The 15,883-nt window shown below is 45.9% G+C and carries 24 protein-coding genes; 4 read left to right on the forward strand and 20 right to left on the reverse strand.

Annotated elements, in window-relative coordinates:
* Positions 1-20: 20 nt before the first annotated feature.
* On the reverse strand, positions 21-479 hold the full coding sequence (locus NOG12_RS04955; protein ID WP_313932582.1) for a YccF domain-containing protein: 459 nt from the start codon (positions 477-479) through the stop codon (positions 21-23).
* A gap of 168 nt (positions 480-647) precedes the next feature.
* On the opposite strand from NOG12_RS04955, the gene NOG12_RS04960 reads away from it, so the two are divergent.
* Together NOG12_RS04960 and yghU are read left to right on the forward strand one after the other, a co-directional pair.
* The gene (locus tag NOG12_RS04960; RefSeq protein WP_313932583.1) at positions 648-1,058 is read left to right on the forward strand and encodes a BON domain-containing protein; all 411 of its coding nucleotides are present in this window, start codon (positions 648-650) and stop codon (positions 1,056-1,058) included.
* A 58-nt stretch (positions 1,059-1,116) separates the two neighbouring features.
* Positions 1,117-1,980, forward strand: coding sequence for a glutathione-dependent disulfide-bond oxidoreductase (gene yghU / locus NOG12_RS04965; RefSeq protein WP_313932584.1), 864 nt, complete (start codon positions 1,117-1,119; stop codon positions 1,978-1,980).
* 71 nt (positions 1,981-2,051) lie between these two features.
* On the opposite strand, the gene NOG12_RS04970 is transcribed toward yghU, so the two are convergent.
* Positions 2,052-2,297: a GlsB/YeaQ/YmgE family stress response membrane protein gene (locus tag NOG12_RS04970; protein ID WP_153827169.1), complete on the reverse strand. Its 246-nt coding sequence runs from the start codon at positions 2,295-2,297 to the stop codon at positions 2,052-2,054.
* A gap of 150 nt (positions 2,298-2,447) precedes the next feature.
* Here NOG12_RS04970 and NOG12_RS04975 point away from each other — a divergent pair, with 150 nt between their 5' ends.
* Together NOG12_RS04975 and NOG12_RS04980 are read left to right on the forward strand one after the other, a co-directional pair.
* Positions 2,448-2,795 carry a PadR family transcriptional regulator gene (locus NOG12_RS04975; RefSeq protein WP_313932585.1) on the forward strand — a complete coding sequence of 116 codons (348 nt, stop codon included), beginning with the start codon at positions 2,448-2,450 and terminating at the stop codon, positions 2,793-2,795.
* Complete coding sequence (locus tag NOG12_RS04980) at positions 2,776-4,131, forward strand: permease prefix domain 1-containing protein (protein ID WP_153827167.1); 1,356 nt, start codon at positions 2,776-2,778, stop codon at positions 4,129-4,131. The genes NOG12_RS04975 and NOG12_RS04980 overlap by 20 nt, the downstream gene beginning before the upstream one ends.
* Before the next feature lie 85 nt (positions 4,132-4,216).
* Here the strand turns inward: NOG12_RS04980 and NOG12_RS04985 are convergent, their stop codons facing one another.
* From NOG12_RS04985 to NOG12_RS05070, 18 genes are all read right to left on the reverse strand, one after another.
* A complete protein-coding gene (locus tag NOG12_RS04985; RefSeq protein ID WP_110076824.1) occupies positions 4,217-4,975 on the reverse strand; it encodes an SDR family NAD(P)-dependent oxidoreductase in 759 nt (252 codons plus the stop codon).
* A gap of 24 nt (positions 4,976-4,999) precedes the next feature.
* The gene (locus NOG12_RS04990; protein ID WP_110076825.1) at positions 5,000-5,935 is read right to left on the reverse strand and encodes a cation diffusion facilitator family transporter; all 936 of its coding nucleotides are present in this window, start codon (positions 5,933-5,935) and stop codon (positions 5,000-5,002) included.
* Positions 5,932-7,197, reverse strand: coding sequence for an APC family permease (locus NOG12_RS04995; protein WP_313932586.1), 1,266 nt, complete (start codon positions 7,195-7,197; stop codon positions 5,932-5,934). The genes NOG12_RS04990 and NOG12_RS04995 overlap by 4 nt, the downstream gene beginning before the upstream one ends.
* 74 nt (positions 7,198-7,271) lie before the next feature.
* A complete protein-coding gene (locus NOG12_RS05000; protein WP_313932587.1) occupies positions 7,272-7,523 on the reverse strand; it encodes a hypothetical protein in 252 nt (83 codons plus the stop codon).
* A gap of 174 nt (positions 7,524-7,697) precedes the next feature.
* Entirely contained in the window at positions 7,698-7,979 is a 282-nt protein-coding gene (locus tag NOG12_RS05005) for a type II toxin-antitoxin system RelE/ParE family toxin (RefSeq protein WP_034733600.1), read from the reverse strand.
* Positions 7,976-8,248, reverse strand: coding sequence for a CopG family ribbon-helix-helix protein (locus NOG12_RS05010; RefSeq protein WP_313932588.1), 273 nt, complete (start codon positions 8,246-8,248; stop codon positions 7,976-7,978). Before NOG12_RS05010 ends, NOG12_RS05005 begins: the two co-directional genes overlap by 4 nt.
* 689 nt (positions 8,249-8,937) lie before the next feature.
* Positions 8,938-9,339: a hypothetical protein gene (locus NOG12_RS05015; RefSeq protein WP_313932589.1), complete on the reverse strand. Its 402-nt coding sequence runs from the start codon at positions 9,337-9,339 to the stop codon at positions 8,938-8,940.
* Positions 9,340-9,455: 116 nt separating this feature from the next.
* A complete protein-coding gene (locus NOG12_RS05020; protein WP_313932590.1) occupies positions 9,456-9,713 on the reverse strand; it encodes a hypothetical protein in 258 nt (85 codons plus the stop codon).
* A 127-nt stretch (positions 9,714-9,840) separates the two neighbouring features.
* Positions 9,841-10,224, reverse strand: a complete 384-nt coding sequence (locus NOG12_RS05025) for a hypothetical protein (protein WP_313932591.1) — start codon at positions 10,222-10,224, stop codon at positions 9,841-9,843.
* A gap of 84 nt (positions 10,225-10,308) precedes the next feature.
* Positions 10,309-10,767, reverse strand: a complete 459-nt coding sequence (locus tag NOG12_RS05030; RefSeq protein ID WP_313932592.1) for a DUF6174 domain-containing protein — start codon at positions 10,765-10,767, stop codon at positions 10,309-10,311.
* 84 nt (positions 10,768-10,851) lie between these two features.
* Positions 10,852-11,160 (reverse strand): hypothetical protein, encoded by a 309-nt coding sequence (locus NOG12_RS05035; protein WP_153827420.1) that lies wholly within the window; start codon positions 11,158-11,160, stop codon positions 10,852-10,854.
* A gap of 25 nt (positions 11,161-11,185) precedes the next feature.
* Positions 11,186-12,490 (reverse strand): glycosyltransferase, encoded by a 1,305-nt coding sequence (locus tag NOG12_RS05040; RefSeq protein WP_289117497.1) that lies wholly within the window; start codon positions 12,488-12,490, stop codon positions 11,186-11,188.
* An 84-nt stretch (positions 12,491-12,574) separates the two neighbouring features.
* Complete coding sequence (locus tag NOG12_RS05045) at positions 12,575-13,189, reverse strand: hypothetical protein (protein WP_313932593.1); 615 nt, start codon at positions 13,187-13,189, stop codon at positions 12,575-12,577.
* Positions 13,190-13,309: 120 nt separating this feature from the next.
* Positions 13,310-13,681: a hypothetical protein gene (locus tag NOG12_RS05050; protein ID WP_313932594.1), complete on the reverse strand. Its 372-nt coding sequence runs from the start codon at positions 13,679-13,681 to the stop codon at positions 13,310-13,312.
* Positions 13,682-13,753: 72 nt separating this feature from the next.
* Positions 13,754-14,134: a hypothetical protein gene (locus NOG12_RS05055; protein WP_313932595.1), complete on the reverse strand. Its 381-nt coding sequence runs from the start codon at positions 14,132-14,134 to the stop codon at positions 13,754-13,756.
* A 75-nt stretch (positions 14,135-14,209) separates the two neighbouring features.
* A complete protein-coding gene (locus tag NOG12_RS05060; RefSeq protein ID WP_313932596.1) occupies positions 14,210-14,674 on the reverse strand; it encodes a DUF2846 domain-containing protein in 465 nt (154 codons plus the stop codon).
* 93 nt (positions 14,675-14,767) lie between these two features.
* On the reverse strand, positions 14,768-15,286 hold the full coding sequence (locus NOG12_RS05065; protein WP_313932597.1) for a hypothetical protein: 519 nt from the start codon (positions 15,284-15,286) through the stop codon (positions 14,768-14,770).
* A gap of 117 nt (positions 15,287-15,403) precedes the next feature.
* On the reverse strand, positions 15,404-15,883 hold a 480-nt coding region (locus tag NOG12_RS05070), incomplete at its 5' end, for a hypothetical protein (RefSeq protein ID WP_313932598.1).

The following is a 15,883-nucleotide window of genomic DNA, read 5'->3' on the forward strand; positions in this document are numbered from 1 at the left end:
GAGCATAGTTAATTAAGCTGTTATTTATTGCGCATTTTCGAGATTTTTTCACTGGCATTAAACTGCCGAGCGGCACTGGCTTCTTCAATGGTGACCACGGTTTTTCCTACTGGGGATAACGCTAGGGCCGCCAACTTAATATGTTGAATCGCAAAAGGGATACCAATAATAGTTAAAATAAGAGCCGCGGCCGATATTAAATGCCCCAGCGCCAGCCACCAACCAAACAGTACAAACCAAACAATATTACCTAGGCATCCTAATGGCCCTGTTCCTAAATCTTCTCTCAAAGTCAGTTCGTTACGGCTGATAGCTTCTTTACCAAAGGGGAAGAAAGCAAACACTCCAATCACAAAGCAAGAACGCGCCCACGGAATCCCAACAATCGTAATAAATGCGATAACACCGGCTAATAGCCAGCCTAATCCCATGAGGATCCCGCCCAACAAAAACCACAAAACATTACCAATAGTGCGCACCCTGCATAGCTCCCATTCTTAACAAACTTTAACCATCTTTTCTTAATGTAAAGCGCAAAAGCTTTGTAAACCACCTAGAAATACCATCAAGCTCTACTAAGCTTAGTACCAGTATATGCTATTTTTTCGTTTATTTGCATTAACTCATCACCTTAATGGAGGTTGATCATGAAAGCACCAACAACAGCAACTCTTGTGATTGTAGCTATGTTAACTACAGGTGGTTTAGCTGCTTGTTCTGAGCAGCAGCAAGAAGAAACTCGCGATAAAGCACGATCGAGTTTAGAGCAAGCGACCGAGGCTACTAAGCAAGCAGTCAATGATGCTGCCGACTACGCTAAAGATGCCTCAGAGCGCGCCGGCGACTTTTTAAGTGATAGTGCAATTACCGCTCGGGTTAAAACTGCCTTATTTGAAGCGGACCAATTAAACGCTGGTCAAATCAATGTAGAAACTATTAACGGCCACGTGGTCCTAAGTGGTTTGGTAAAAACTGATGCCGAAGCCGATTTAGCCGAACAATTGGCTGAGGGCATTGAAGGCGTAAAATCGGTAGAAAATGATATTGAGGTAGAGTAGTCCAAACGCCACCGCTTTGCGTTAAACTAACCATTCTCTGCATAACAAGGAGTATGGTATGACCCAATCTTATACACCACCTAAAGTGTGGCAATGGGATCAAGCAAGCGGTGGCAAGTTTGCTAGTATTAATCGCCCTCAGGCCGGCGCCACTCACCAAGCTGAGCTGCCTCGTGGCAAGCATCCTCTACAGCTTTACTCGCTAGCTACCCCCAACGGCGTGAAAGTCACTATTATGCTGGAAGAATTAATTGAGCAGGGCATTCAAGCCGCCGAATACGATGCTCATTTGATTCAAATTCTTGAAGGTGAACAGTTCAGCAGTGGCTTTGTCGAGGTGAATCCAAACTCAAAAATCCCAGCACTTTTAGATACCTCGACCACACCACCCACACGAGTTTTCGAGAGTGGTTCGATTTTATTGTATCTTGCTGAAAAGTTTGATGCTTTCTTACCTAAACAACCCGCTGCACGAACGGAAACGCTTAACTGGTTGTTTTGGCAAATGGCTAGCGCACCTATTCTAGGTGGTGGTTTTGGGCATTTTTATGCCTACGCACCAGAAAAATTTGAATACCCGATTAATCGCTACACGATGGAAGTAAAGCGGCAGCTTGATGTTTTAGATAAGCAATTGGCCTTGCATCCCTATGTGGCGGGCGCTGAATATAGTATCGCCGATATGGCTATTTGGCCTTGGTATGGTGCCTTAGTCACCAACCAAGTTTATGATGCTGCAGAGTTTATAGAAGCTCATACCTATCAACATGTTTTGCGCTGGGCTGAACACATAGCACAACGCCCAGCAGTGCAGCGCGGTCGTATCGTCAACAAAACGTGGGGAGAATTGCATAAGCAGTTGCATGAACGCCACGATGCCAGCGATTTTGAGCTGCGCACGCAAGATAAGCTAACAACCTAACGAGTTGCAGCAAAACGTCGCCCTAGCACAGCTCGAAAAGAAGCCTAGCTAGGGTGACCTGCTTAACCTAACTAAGCCTTTTTAAGGGCGCGCACAATAATTAGCAATACCACCGCTCCAACTGTTGCCACCACAATACTCCAAATGATGCCACCGCCACTAGCAACACCAAGTGCGTTGAACAAAAAGCCGCCAATCATGGCACCAATAATACCTATCACCATATTGCCTAACAGCCCAAAACCGCCTCCTTTGATTAAGGTACCTGCTAGCCAACCGGCAATAATGCCTACCAATAAAAACCATAAAAAACCCATAGCACGCTCCTTTCTTCTGATTTATCAATAAGTACTGATACTTAAACCTAGCAGTAAATGATAGTTCTTGCATACATAACAGATCTAGGTATAGAATTTATACCTAGAAGTTCTAGGTATAAGCATTTTATTTTACTCATTAGGTTACATATGAACTTATCCAAAGATCTGATGGCGGCATCATCCACTCCTATTGTATTAGGCGTTATTGCTGAAGGTGAAACTTATGGCTATGAAATCGTTAAGCGGGTTGAGCAACTATCTGGCGGCATTCTCACTTGGACTGACGGCATGATGTACCCCTTATTACATCGGTTAGAAAAACAAGGTTATCTGGTAGCCCGATGGCGCCTAGCTGACAGCGGCAGAAAACGTAAATACTACGCCATTACTGACCTTGGCAAACAAGCCATTCTTGAACAGCGCCAACAATGGCAGGTGATCAACAACGCCCTAAACACATTATGGAATAATCCTTATGACTTCCAACCCGCCTGATGACCATCTTGTTCTGACTCAAAATATTGCTGAATGGCGACGCTATTTATTACGCCAATCGGCCATTCAAGAAGAAGATGCGGATGAATTAGAAAGCCATTTACGCGATGAAATCGACGCACTCATCGGTGCCGGTTTAGCAGCCGACGAAGCCTTTTTAGTCGCCACCAAACGGCTTGGTCAAATCGCAGCTATTTCGCATGAATTTGCGGAGGTACATGCGGGCCGATTATGGCGAAATCTTGTCTTTAGCCCTGCTACTAGTTCGGCTTCTCTGCTGACGGTATTGCTGTTAGCGCTGGTAGCAGCCATAGCCATTAAAGCTCCCCTTTTATTTGGGGTATCCATGGCATCTCATGAATGGTTTTTTGCCTATAATATTTCATTGTTTTGCTTGCCCATGTTAGCAGCCTATTGGGTTATTGAACGGCAGCTGGGGCAACGGGGCTGGCTGTTTGTCGGTAGTTGTACCCTGTTTGCGGCTATCTATATGAATGCTATGCCGTGGCAACCTGGTGGTGATACGGCTGTCTTGGCCATGCTGCATTTGCCACTGTTGTTGTGGTTTATGGTAGGTGTCACCTACAGCGGAAACTGGTGGCGTTCGGATGCCAAGCAGATGGATTTTATCCGCTTCTCGGGCGAATACTTTATTTATTTTGTGCTTGTTGCGTTAGGCGGAGCCGTTTTAACAGCATTTACCATAGGTATCTTCTCGTTTATTGACATTGATGTGGAATGGTTCGCCAGTCAATGGATCATTCCTTGTGGAGCTATGGGCGCGGTGGTCATCGTAGGCTATCTAGTAGGCGCAAAACAAGGGGCGATAGAGACGATGGCACCGGTGCTTGCTCGGATCTTTACTCCTTTGTTTACGCTGCTGTTAAGTGTCTTTTTAATGGTGATGCTCGTCACCGGCAAAGGCTTCAATTTAGAACGAGATGTACTGTTAGGGTTAAATATGATGCTGATTCTGGTACTTGGATTAGTGCTCTACAGTGTCAGTTCAAAAGCGCCTGCACAAGGCCCTAGTCTCTTTGATTATTTGCAATTGCTGCTAGTTGCGACAGCATTGTGTGTTGACCTTCTGGCCCTCTTGGCAATAGGTGGCCGCATTTTAGAGCTCGGTCTGACTCCCAATAGAATCGCCGTTTTAGGGGCAAACTTATTGTTGCTAACTAGTTTAGCCGGCTATGCCTGGTATTACTTCTTGTTTATTCGAGCACGAGTAGGATTTGTTCAGTTGGAGCAGTGGCAAATTAAACTGATACCCTTTTATGTAGCTTGGGCGGCGGTCGTCGTCTTTTTATTACCGCTGGCATTTAGATTTGCTTAATTTCTCAACAACATGGGTCTTGTTGACCCGCTTAGCATAGCCAGTCGTTACTCTAACCGGTAACGACTGACCGTTGCTAACAGCATTAAATACTGGTGTAGCCACCATCAACCAAGTAATAACCACCGGTCATGAAAGATGCCTCAGACGACAATAAAAAGCATACCAACGGAGCAACTTCATCGGCTCGGCCTAAACGCCCTAGCGGGTGCCGGCTCACCAATTGATCGCGTAACTCTTGCGGTAAACTCTCTAATAATGGTGTGTCTATGTAGGCAGGGCCCACACAATTAATGCGTAAGCCTTGTGGGCCGTATTCAGCTGCGGCGTTTTTCGTGAGTCCCACCACCCCATGTTTAGCGGCGGTATAAGCACCATTTCCAAGTGCTGCCACCATGCCATGGATAGATGCCATATTAACAATAGCGCAGTGTTCAGCCCCAGCCTTAAGCATGGCAGGTATTTGATATCTCATGCCATACAGCACACCGTTTAAATTGATATCAATCACCCGCTGCCATTCAGCCAAATCGGTCTCACCCGCTGGCGCTTGAGCACCACCAATACCCGCATTGTTAACGGCATAATGTAATGCGCCGTAAGTGGCTTCGGCAAACTTAACCGCTTGCTCTGCAGCTTCGGCTTTTGCTGTGTCTTGCTGAAAAGCAGTAGCATCACCACCGGCTTGCTGAATAGCCTTAGTAACTCGTTCTGCTGCTGCTAGGTTGATATCTGTTAGTACCACCTTCGCGCCTTTACTCGCTAAGGCTTTAGCAATAGCTTCACCTAAGCCTGAACCGGCACCGGTAACCAAAGCAACTTTACCTTGAAATGACGTCGACATACCTACCTCCTAAACCTACTGGGTTTAATGTGAATGGTGGTGATGATGCTCGTGTTCGTGTTCATGCTCGTGGTACTCGTTGTCACGGCATAATTCACCAGGAAACTCTAATTCAATGGTTGTATGACTCAATGCAAATGGCATCAGTACCGCATCAATTTGTTGTTTGAATAAGCGCCGCTGCGCTATATCTAAGTCGACAGCTACGACCACATGTGCAGTTAAAACATGATGCTCACCATCTAACGACCAAAAATGTAAATGATGCACATCCTTTACTTGCTCCAGCTGGCGCAGTTGTTGCTCAACAGAGCTTATCGTATTTTGGTCTGGCGCAGCCTGAAAAAACAGCCGTGCCGTCTGAAATAGGTTACGAACTACATTAACTAAAATAAAAATCGTAAAAGCTACTGATAACAACGGATCGAGAATAGGCCATTCAACAAACATCAATACGATGGCAACAATCAATACCGCAACCCAACCCAAAACATCTTCTAGTAGGTGCCAATTAATCACGCGTTCATTTAAGGTTTTGCCCGCTGATAACTTATAAGCGGCAAAGCCATTCACCGCTATGCCTAAAATCGCTAAGCCTATCATGCCCTCGGTAACAGGCATTTGCGGATCCCACAGGCGTGGAATCGCTTCAGTGAGCACCCACACAGACCCAGCAATCAGCACCAGCGCATTGATGAAAGCACCCGCCAAGCTGAGCCGACGGTAGCCATAGGTGTATTGCGGATTAGCTTGCTTGCGCCCCAATTTATTGAGTACCCAAGCTAACCCTAAGGCTAAGCTATCACCTAAATCATGTACCGCATCAGCTAAAATCGCAGTACTATTGGTTAATATCCCACCAATAAACTCAATGATAGTAAAACAGAAATTGAGAACGAAGGCCCAGCCTAGTCGTTCGGAAGAAAGATCTTTACTGTGATCATGATGGTGATGGCTCATGGGCTACCGTTAGTTATGGATGTTATTCGTTTTAAAACGATAACACATAACACTAAAAAAGTGCCTAGAACAATGGTAGGCCAGGGAATAAAAACAGCCAAACCAAGACAAGCGATTAAGCCCAAAAAAGACACCCATTTAGGCACAAAACGCTGTGCTTGCTGAACTTTAAGCGCAGCTAGATTAGTTAACCCATAATAGACCAAGACCGTAAAAGCACTCAATGTCCATGCAGTTTCAATACCGCCACCGAGAGCAATCAAAGCCATCACGGCAAAGGTTAACCAAGTTGCAGCTGGTGCTGATTTTTGTTGGCTATCGAGACGAGCAAGGCTGCGAGGTAAATCGCCACGGCGGCCCATAGCCAAGACGACCCGCGATACGCCAAGTACTAGATTTAGAATAACGCCACACATGGCTACAATACCGCCTAGCACGATCACTCCATGCCAGGTCGAATGCTCCACTAATTGGGCTATATTAAAGTTACTCTGAGCAAAACTCTCGGCACCGCTAACATGCAAAATAGCTAGGCCGACGGCTATGTACAACAGACTAATGATAGCCAACGTGAGCACAATGGCTTTGGGAATAGTCTGGCGTGGGTTTACCACTTCTTCGCCCATAGTAGCAATACGGCCATACCCGGTAAAAGCTACAAACATCAGCGCAGCAGCAAAAAACATACCATTATCGTATTGCTGTAACGATGCTTCGGTAAAAATCAATGGTGGGCTAGGTTCACTGTATGCAGCAACAATAAACACCACTAAACCAATCAGGCTAAGGGTTACGAGAATAGCATTGAGCCCATTGGTACGGCGTACCCCACTGAGTACAAAGCTAGTAAAAAGCAACAATAATCCCGCTGCAATCCCATGAATGGTCCAAGCTGGGGTGTTTACAAGTGTATTGAGATAGCCATGCAAATACCATGCAACAGCAAGTGCTGCGGTAGCGGCTGATGCGCTTTTTGCGAGCACAAATAAGGTGCCCGCAGTTAAGCCTGCGGTGGGGTTAAGAAACTTATAGCCATACTCATAGGTGCCACCACTTACTGGATGTACCGCGGCTAATTGAGCCGAGCTTAGGCCATTAAATAACGCCGTAAATGCAGCCAGAATAATGGCAATAACTAGATTTGGCCCAGCTAATTCAGCGCTCAAGCCGACACTCACATACGCTCCAGTACCCAAAATTGAGCCAAGCCCGAGAATAATGGCCCCGCCTAACGTCGTTTCACGTACTAAGTGTTGTGTCATCGTTTCACTTATCTCATTTGTGATAATCAGCCAACCTAACAGTGCCACATGACGTTTTTATGACAGCTGATGCGTTAGCGCTTCAACGTTAACATGTTGGAGAGTTCTTCGCTGCCCTCTTTGCTATTGATGGTAGCTAATGTCCAAATAGCCGCTAGTACCAAGAGCACACCGTGAGTGATCGCACTGTCGAAATTGATATCAAACAGGAAACTTAGCAGCCAGGCCAGTAAATACGTAAAGCCAATTGCCGGTATACTGAGCATTGCAAAAGCTAGCATAACTATTACAAACGCACCCACATGCTGCAGTAATTTTTTAAGCATCAATACTCCAATGATTAAATGATTAACTTATACGTTTTTGTGTCCACCTAACCTCCCTCCAAGTAAGGAGCGACAAGGTTCATGGGGTACCTATACATAACGCAGAGCGCACCGGTGACCTTGACGTAGCGAAGCGGAGACAAGGGCGTCCGAGTGCCGTGTTTGGTTAAATTGCTATCGTTCACCCTCAAGACCATGCCACACTCGGAGAATAATGATGGCACTGGCATGAACTGAATATCGAACGACGTATTTTCCGAAAACCATATCTCGAACAGAGTCAGGCACCGGTGCCATTTCAACTGGTGCGCCCATTTTGGGGAAGTCTGGAAGTAATTCGACTTTGCCAACCAGTTCGGCGGCAATCCTGACTGCCGACGACGGGCTGTGCACCGCAATGAACTCCCTGAGGCGTTTCAAATCATCAATGGCTTCGTCCGTGTAAACCAGCTTCACTTACCTGACCTCGGCGCATCTTGCTCGTTTTCGGTTCCCCAGCTATTAAGCCAACTGTGGACCTCGCTGGCATCAACAACCTTACCTTGGGCAGCAGACTCCATTGCCTCTAACGTTTGTTTCCACCGCTCTTGCTCAAGCTGATGCTTTTCTATGTATTCCGACAATGCCTGGTTAATTACCCAGCCTTTGCTACGGTGTAGCCTGCTGGCGATTGCTTCCAGATGCTGTTCAACTTCTGCTTGAAGGCGAACTGTGGTGACGCTCATGACTATGCCCCTCATACCTAGTGACTACAACGTATTACAGCATAGTCTGCGAGGTTAGGCAAAAAATTTTACGCTGAAATAAGCGGCGGCCCAACAGGGGCGTCCGGTGGAGGCCGCAGGCCGGAACGAACTTAATTGACTGGTTAACTGGCGCTGCCACCGTAGAAAGACCTTAGCACCTGATGACGGTGCTTGAAGATGAACCGGTAAACAGGCCCCAGAACGTATGCCAGCAGGGGCAACCTACACTGGAACTCGACCGTATCGGTGACTCGGCATGATGCCTCGCTTCTATCGATCTCCCGCCGATGGTGCCACAGCTTATTGGTTAAAGAGCTCGACGCCTCCGCAAAACCCCGTTGGCGATCAATGGATTGAAAGAAGAACGTGTGCCGATCGATGGGAAGGATACCGAAAAGGAGTATCGAGCTAGAAAAGAGCACCTTACCCGTAGGCCATTCAAAGATTGGCTTGCTTGACCACTCTGAGGGAGCCGTCATACGGATGATGGGACTCAGCTCCCTATTCACGCCCTTCATGGTGAGGAGCCCATCGACATCTTCGGGACTGATTTTGAGATTGCTCGATACTTCAAATTTCACTGAGGTCTTCCGTGACAGTTAACGCAAAGCACACGGGCGACGAGCTGCGCAGCGGGTTGGCGTCCCAGCGACCAACGGGAGCGAGTGTTACGCATTGTTAGGTGAACACTCATTTACAACCGCAAGCCCCAGATCTATGTGAGCAACAATATAACCATATTGCTTCTTTGATAGTAAGCCTTCTGTAAATTTAGCTTTTGCTAGATCGTGGTTCCAAGCATGACCACATGGCGCCTCAGGAATTGATGTGTCTAGGTTTACGAGATATTGCTGATTGCCATCCAGTTGATGACCTTTATGGACGACACTTTTAGCGCAAAGACTTAACGCATATTCGACAGCAAATTTGTCTACGCTGGGAAGGCCAACGAATTCCACATCGCAACCCAAAATACGATTACCAGATTGCTCGGTGTAATAGAGCTTTCCTGTGGTACACGCTGACATGAAAAATGCCGCAGCGAGAATCATTAAAAACCTAAGAATCAAAAAAACACTCCTTGTTCGCCTAACGCTTACAATAACGGGAAAAACCGAGTGCTTTGGCACGAAGTGCCAGCGAGGCTTTTTCCCAATGAGCGAAGCGAATGTGGTTTATTGTTTTGTTAGGTGCGTTGTACATTTTTAAACTGATTTGCCACATAGGCTGCAACTGGGGACAGTGTGAATAAAATAGTTGGCACAATTATACCTCCTGCAACAAATAGCATAATACTACCGACTAAACTGAGAACACTGATAGCTGCCCAGCCCATACAAATCATTAAAACTGCTTGACTGTTACTTTCCGTTTTCCATATTCGCAATGACAGTCCAGAAAAAACCAGCAACATTACGAATGGTAAAAAATTTGATAATTCCATTTGACTCTCCTTTAGCACCTAACGCTGCTGTAACCGGGCCGAATTACGGAGCGGTAGTTTGTGCGACAGTGAGCGAAGCGAATGCACAAACTGCCGCGTAGTAATTTGGGTCCGGTTTACAGCCTTGTTATAAGCTGACATTTTTACGCACATAGTTCCATGCAGTAACGGCACACGCTGCACCGAATAGACCATAAAGACCCAGAAAAGTGGCTGATTGAAAACTGAACTCGGTGCCAGTCACGCCAAACATTAAAACCGGTGTGAGCGCACCAAATATAAAACCGACCGCTAAGTCAATTACAAAATACGCATATTCCGGAAGTTGATATTTCTGACGAATCTTAATCAATGGGTACGCCAACACAATGCACCAGAACACCGCTATAGGAAATGCAATAAAGCCAAATATTGTTGCTGCACCGCCATACGCAGGCAGGCTAACCAATATAAGTAGAACAGCCCCCACAAAGGCGGCTTGAATACTTGATGTTATTACATGCTTCCACATTGCATTGCCTTATAACGCCCGCCACACACGCGAGCAACTTGTTGCGAGTCGAGCGCCCAACGGGCGCGTTTTTGATGGCGTTTGTTAGAGCTCATTTTGTTTAAACTCCGTGACCCGATAAGAACACTCGTCATCAATAATATCTTTGGACCAATCGACACGTATTTCCTCTGGAAATCCGTAATCGCTGTTATATCTCAACTCCAATTGGTGTGCTTCCTTGATAGCTTGCTCCGTCTGTTCAAACAAATAAGCAATCGTTGCTTTACCGCCAAAATGTTGCTTTTCGAACTGCTCGAAAATGTGCTCTCCTTTTTGGACTGTAGCTGAAGTCGTAGAGCTCAACATGCAGCCTTCTTCAATAACATAAGCATAGTTTTTGAGATTCAATGACTGCCAATGAGCGCGATACTGCTCAAATTGATCAAACTGCCTACTCCTCTCAGAGACAGCATATATCCCCCAAGAAGAATAAATCAGGATTATTAAGCTCCCCAACACAATAAGAGCTACAAATGGATTACGCAGATCGAACAGATTCATGATGAGCTCTAACGCAAAGCACACGGGCGACGAGCAACTTGTTGCGAGTCGAGCGCCCAAAGGGCGCGTTTTTGATGGCGATTGTTAGGCGATATCAAAACCCAAGCCACCGCTGAAAAAAAACAAAAATAGGGCTGTAAAATAGACAACAGGCAACACATCCCAGTACCCGTAACTACCGCACAACTTCAGCCGTTTAAGTGCAAACCGAATAGATAAAATATATACGGCAAAATAAGACAAAATTAACGGTGCTACTAAAACTGCATATATGGATTGTTCACGAGCAAAACCATAACCAAAAGCTAACCACATTAATAGTGCATATGTAGCAGCTGGCAGTAAGATGAAACCGCTAATCAGAAAAACTGCATTTCTTCCTAACCATGCCATAGCACTGACCTGCCTAACGCCGCATTCAGCGGCTTGTCCGCTGCAATGCTTGGTTAGGCTTGCATACAAGGCTTTCAATTATTGCAACAGCTTTCTCCACGCCGTGTTTTTCTCGCAAACTCGCTCCCAGCGCTGCGGCATGTTCGATTATAGTTTGATTTGTGGTTATCTCTTTAATGCCTGCCGCAAGTCTTTCCACCGTCAGCTTTTTCAATGGGATAGGGGCGGCTCCGGCATTCAACGAGTGTAAGCGATTTCCCCAAAAGGGCTGATCTCCAAAGAACGGAATAACAATAGACGCTTTACCCGCCTGTAAGGCAGCAGCCGTAGTTCCTGCGCCTCCGTGATGCACAAGCCCGCACACACGAGGGAATAGCCACGAATGAGGTACTTGGTCAACTGCAATAATACTCTCCGGCAATGCCTTAATTTCCATACCGCCCCAGCCTGTTGCCAGAATCCCCCGCACGCCTGCTCTTTGAAGTGCTTCAATGACGATATCTGTTAGCCGTTCAGGGTCACGTCCTGTCATCGAGCCGAAACCAACATACACCGGCGGTGGACCTGTGTTCAAAAAGGCTGAAAGCTCTGGTGAGGGTTCATAATGGTCGTCATCTTCAGTATGCCAGTAACCACAGATACTAGCAGTTTGGGGCCAATCATCAGGTCGTGGTACGACCAAACTGCTAAAGCCATGAATAACAGGAATGGGTGTGCCATCGGCGGTATGTAAGAGGCTAAAGCGCTTTGCTTTCGGCAGATGATGAGCCTTGCGCCAAGCTCGAGCGTACTTAGCCACTGACAACCCAATCAGCCGATTCACAAAGCTGTAGGAGAATTTGTTATACCATCCACCCAACCTCAGCCGCGGCAACATCATGTTTGGATATTCAGCAGTAGGCACTAACCCTGGCACGACAAGCGCCATCAGAACTGGAACACCGAGCTTTTCGGAAATGTCGGGGGCGGTAAAGGCCTTGGGGTGAAACACAATAATATCTGGTTTGGACTGCTGTGCTGCGACCCAACTCTCGTCCACGAGGGCACGCTGTATTGGGCCTATTTTCTTGAGTAAGCCTAGCGTGCGCTTCACAACTTGAAATATGTTGTTTGTGTCTTCCAATGCGCCTTGGTCTTCTGGGGCATCCAATAAAGTTAGCATGCCGTCGTTCATGAATGCATAGTGCAGCCCAGCATGCTCGATAATCTTTCTAAATCGTGAGCTCGTGGCTAATGTGATACAGTGACCAGCTCGCTTTAAGCCTTGCCCCAATGCGATATATGGCTGCACATCGCCTCGGGTTCCGTAGGTCAGTATAAGTATGTTCATGTTTTAGCCTAACGCCGCCAGCACGCGCGGCTTTGTAGTGGAGGCGCAGCCGTAACGGAAAAGCCGTCGCTGTGCCTGGCCTTGTTAACAGGTTCTCGCACCAATCCTATTACACGCATCCATCACCCCTCTGTATATCAGATCGGGAAACCCAAAAGCAGCTTGTGCATCATTTAGCCATTGCACCATCTTCGTTGCCGTTTCCTCGCTGTAGATGGGAGGCTTTTTCTTTGATGCTTGGAAGGCGTGGAGATTAAGTAAATTACCTGTATGAATATCCGTCACAACCCACTTACCCAAGGTGAAAGGCTCTTCCAAGTATAAAATTTGCATATTTTCTTCTGTAACTTTTGTCGTTCCAATATGCATCTGGAAGTTACGTAATATTTTTAGTACATGCGGAAGCGGGCAGTCAGTATCCAATAAAGAGAACCTTTTATCTTGAAGTTCTATCTTGGCCATTTCATCGATCGCAACATATTCCGCCAATGAGGCTCGCAAGTATGAACCCGCCATCTTTTCTCTACCATCCCCTTCTCCCCCGCTTCTAAGCAAGTGAGCAAAGTGTAAAGCTCCCCGTGCTCGGCTCAATGTTTCCGGATATTCAGATAAAGACTTCTCCGTAGCTTCATCCAGAGAAAAGAATACTGCATATGATTCTCGGTCCAACGCGTCGAATTTTAGGGAATACTTATCCATATAGTACCTGTTAACGCCCCGCGCATGCGCGCGAACTTGTGAGCGTCGCAGGGGCCGCAGGCCCCGAATGACGCGGATTGTTAGGCAAACCGTACATCAAAACTGGAATACACTTAACCACTAAAGATCAAAAAAACCACGCATGTTCTGCATAGGCTTTTCACACATATCGTCCCAGAAAAATTTGTAATCAATGTTTTGAGGCTTACTTGCCCACCAACGCTGAGCGTCTTTTCTAATCTTTGCCGAGTGTTCTGGCGATATTTTTGAAGCTATTCTGAATTTTTCAAGAAGCGCCTCTCCATCTTCAGCGTAATTATTTTTCTTTGAAAGCTCTACGCAAATGTAAACCATACCAGAATAGTTTTGCTCTTGTGCTCTCTGAAACTCATGTGTCTCATAATTAGGTATATTATCAACAGCACTATTAGCTCTTGACTCATCGTTAAATAATAAAAAAATTAAGATAATAATGATTTTATGCATAGACATGCCTAACGCCCGCCACAAACGCGAGCAACTTGTTGCGAGTCGAGCCGCGAAGCGGCGTTTTGATGGCGCTTGTTAGGTAACATTTACCACCACTGGCTCAGTTCTGGTTAACACATGAATGATTTCATTTGTCGTCATTACGGAGTAATGGGATAGCTTATCGTTGCTTAAACACATGACGTTTGTTTTCGTTTTAGCATATTCAAGTAAGCTCGATGCTGTATATACCCCAATAACTCCTGAGTCACGGTTCAAATGGTAATCCTGAAAATGGCTACTTTCATCGTATGATTCGAATAAAACGGTATCGGTGAACACCACCATGAACCTAATAGGATCATCGCCGTTTATATAAGTAACTAGGTTCAGGGTGAGTAACCCATCCTTATACGATAAATTATCTAAGCCCCAATCCTGGTAATCTTCGCTAATATCATCGATGGCACTGTTCATTGAGTTACCTAACGCCGCAAGCAGCGGCGAGCGTTAGCGAGTCCAGCACCGAAGGTGCGATGCTGACTTGCCTTGTTAGTTTTTCTTAGTTTCACGCAGTTCTTGCTTGGCGATTTCTGGATTAACCAATCCAAGCGAGTAGTTACCAGAAATACTGGCTACGCCACCAACATAAGCTGCGTTATCAAGAGCCGCAGTTAAGCGAACAAAATAAGTGTTATTGGCTTGTGCATCGAAAGATATCTGTAACGGACCGGCACGCCAATTGGACATAAAGCCACCCTCTTTAACTGCAATTATTGTATTGCCTGGACTAAGGTCTATTACATGGAAGCCACCATTACCTATCTCAAAACTATCTACGCCATTTATCTGCACTACTGGCGATGCAGCGCCATCTAACATAGCCCAAGGCCGATAAAAATACACTTTAGCCTTATTTACCTCTGGTGCTTCAGTTTCAGTAAACTTAGGTCCTGTTGCACTACAACCAGTAAGTAACACAATAATGCCTAGCGCCAAAATAAACTTCTTAAACATATACTAAGCTCCATCTCTACAAAAAACTAACGCCTGGCTCTGGGGCTGCATGAAGCGCAGCGTAATGCAGTCCCTAGCAGCCATTTGTTAGACTTAATCATCCCAGTCAAAGACGATATACCATTCATCGTTGATTTTCCTATATCCTTTGACATTACTTGCTAAGCCCTCTGGTATTTTATCTAGGCTAGAAAACAGGGGCTTGGGGTTTTCTGGCTTGTACATGTAGCCCTTACTTGAACCGCCTGTCACTAAACCTTGGGCAGTAGATATAAACCAGATGCTATTACCGCCCCAAGACCTCATGCCCGCATCAAGGCCAAGCTCTGAAAATAGAGTTTTGTATTCATCCCAGCGTGTTTCTGAAATTACATTATCAGGACTTATCCAAGTTGGGTGAATAACGGTGGCTGGAGAGTCCTCCCGGAACATAGAGATTAATTTCTTGTACTTCCCCATGTTTATTTCCAAATCTGAGATCAGAGCTTGGTCGGCAAGGTGATCGCGTCCTTGAATATCGGAGAAGACATACCAGACAAACCCAGCTCCTACAGCCAAGAGCAAAGCTCCGATTATCGATAAGGATATGATTATTCTTTTAAACCACTTCATCTCGATCTCTGAAAAGCCTAACGCAAAGCACACGGGTGACGACCGCGCAGCGGTTGGCATCCCAGCGGCCGCAGGCCGCGAGTGCTGCGCCTTGTTATACGTGCTTTAGCTAAAATATCATTTAGCCACATAGTGACAGCCCCATTTTCGCGCCGAGGCTAGTGCAAACCCAAAACTGACTATTGAAAATACGGCTTGGTAATACATATGTTTTTCTGGCTGAAAAAGTACGGCATTTGCTATAGACACAAGAAAACCGAACGCTGATACAAACCATAAAAACTTAATAGCCTGATCATAATGCCCATTCGATACGATACCACTATGTTGCTGAAAGCTTAAAACGAACGAAGTCAGCTTGTAAGTTAACCATACAAAGAATAATGACATTATTGATATGAAAATTGCACCTGACACTTCGTGGAACAGTACACCCCAAATTAGAGCGATTGAAGACCAGACAACCGGAAATAGAAATCCAATATTATCGGTTTTGACCAAGTAATTTGGCTTAATTGAAAGTTGCTCCAACTCAGTACTCCGAAAACGTATAACGCCCGCCACAAACGCGAGCAACTTGTTGCGAGTCGAGCGCCC

Origin of the sequence: Pseudidiomarina fusca, assembly GCF_032227045.1 — a bacterium.
Lineage (GTDB): Bacteria > Pseudomonadota > Gammaproteobacteria > Enterobacterales > Alteromonadaceae > Pseudidiomarina > Pseudidiomarina fusca.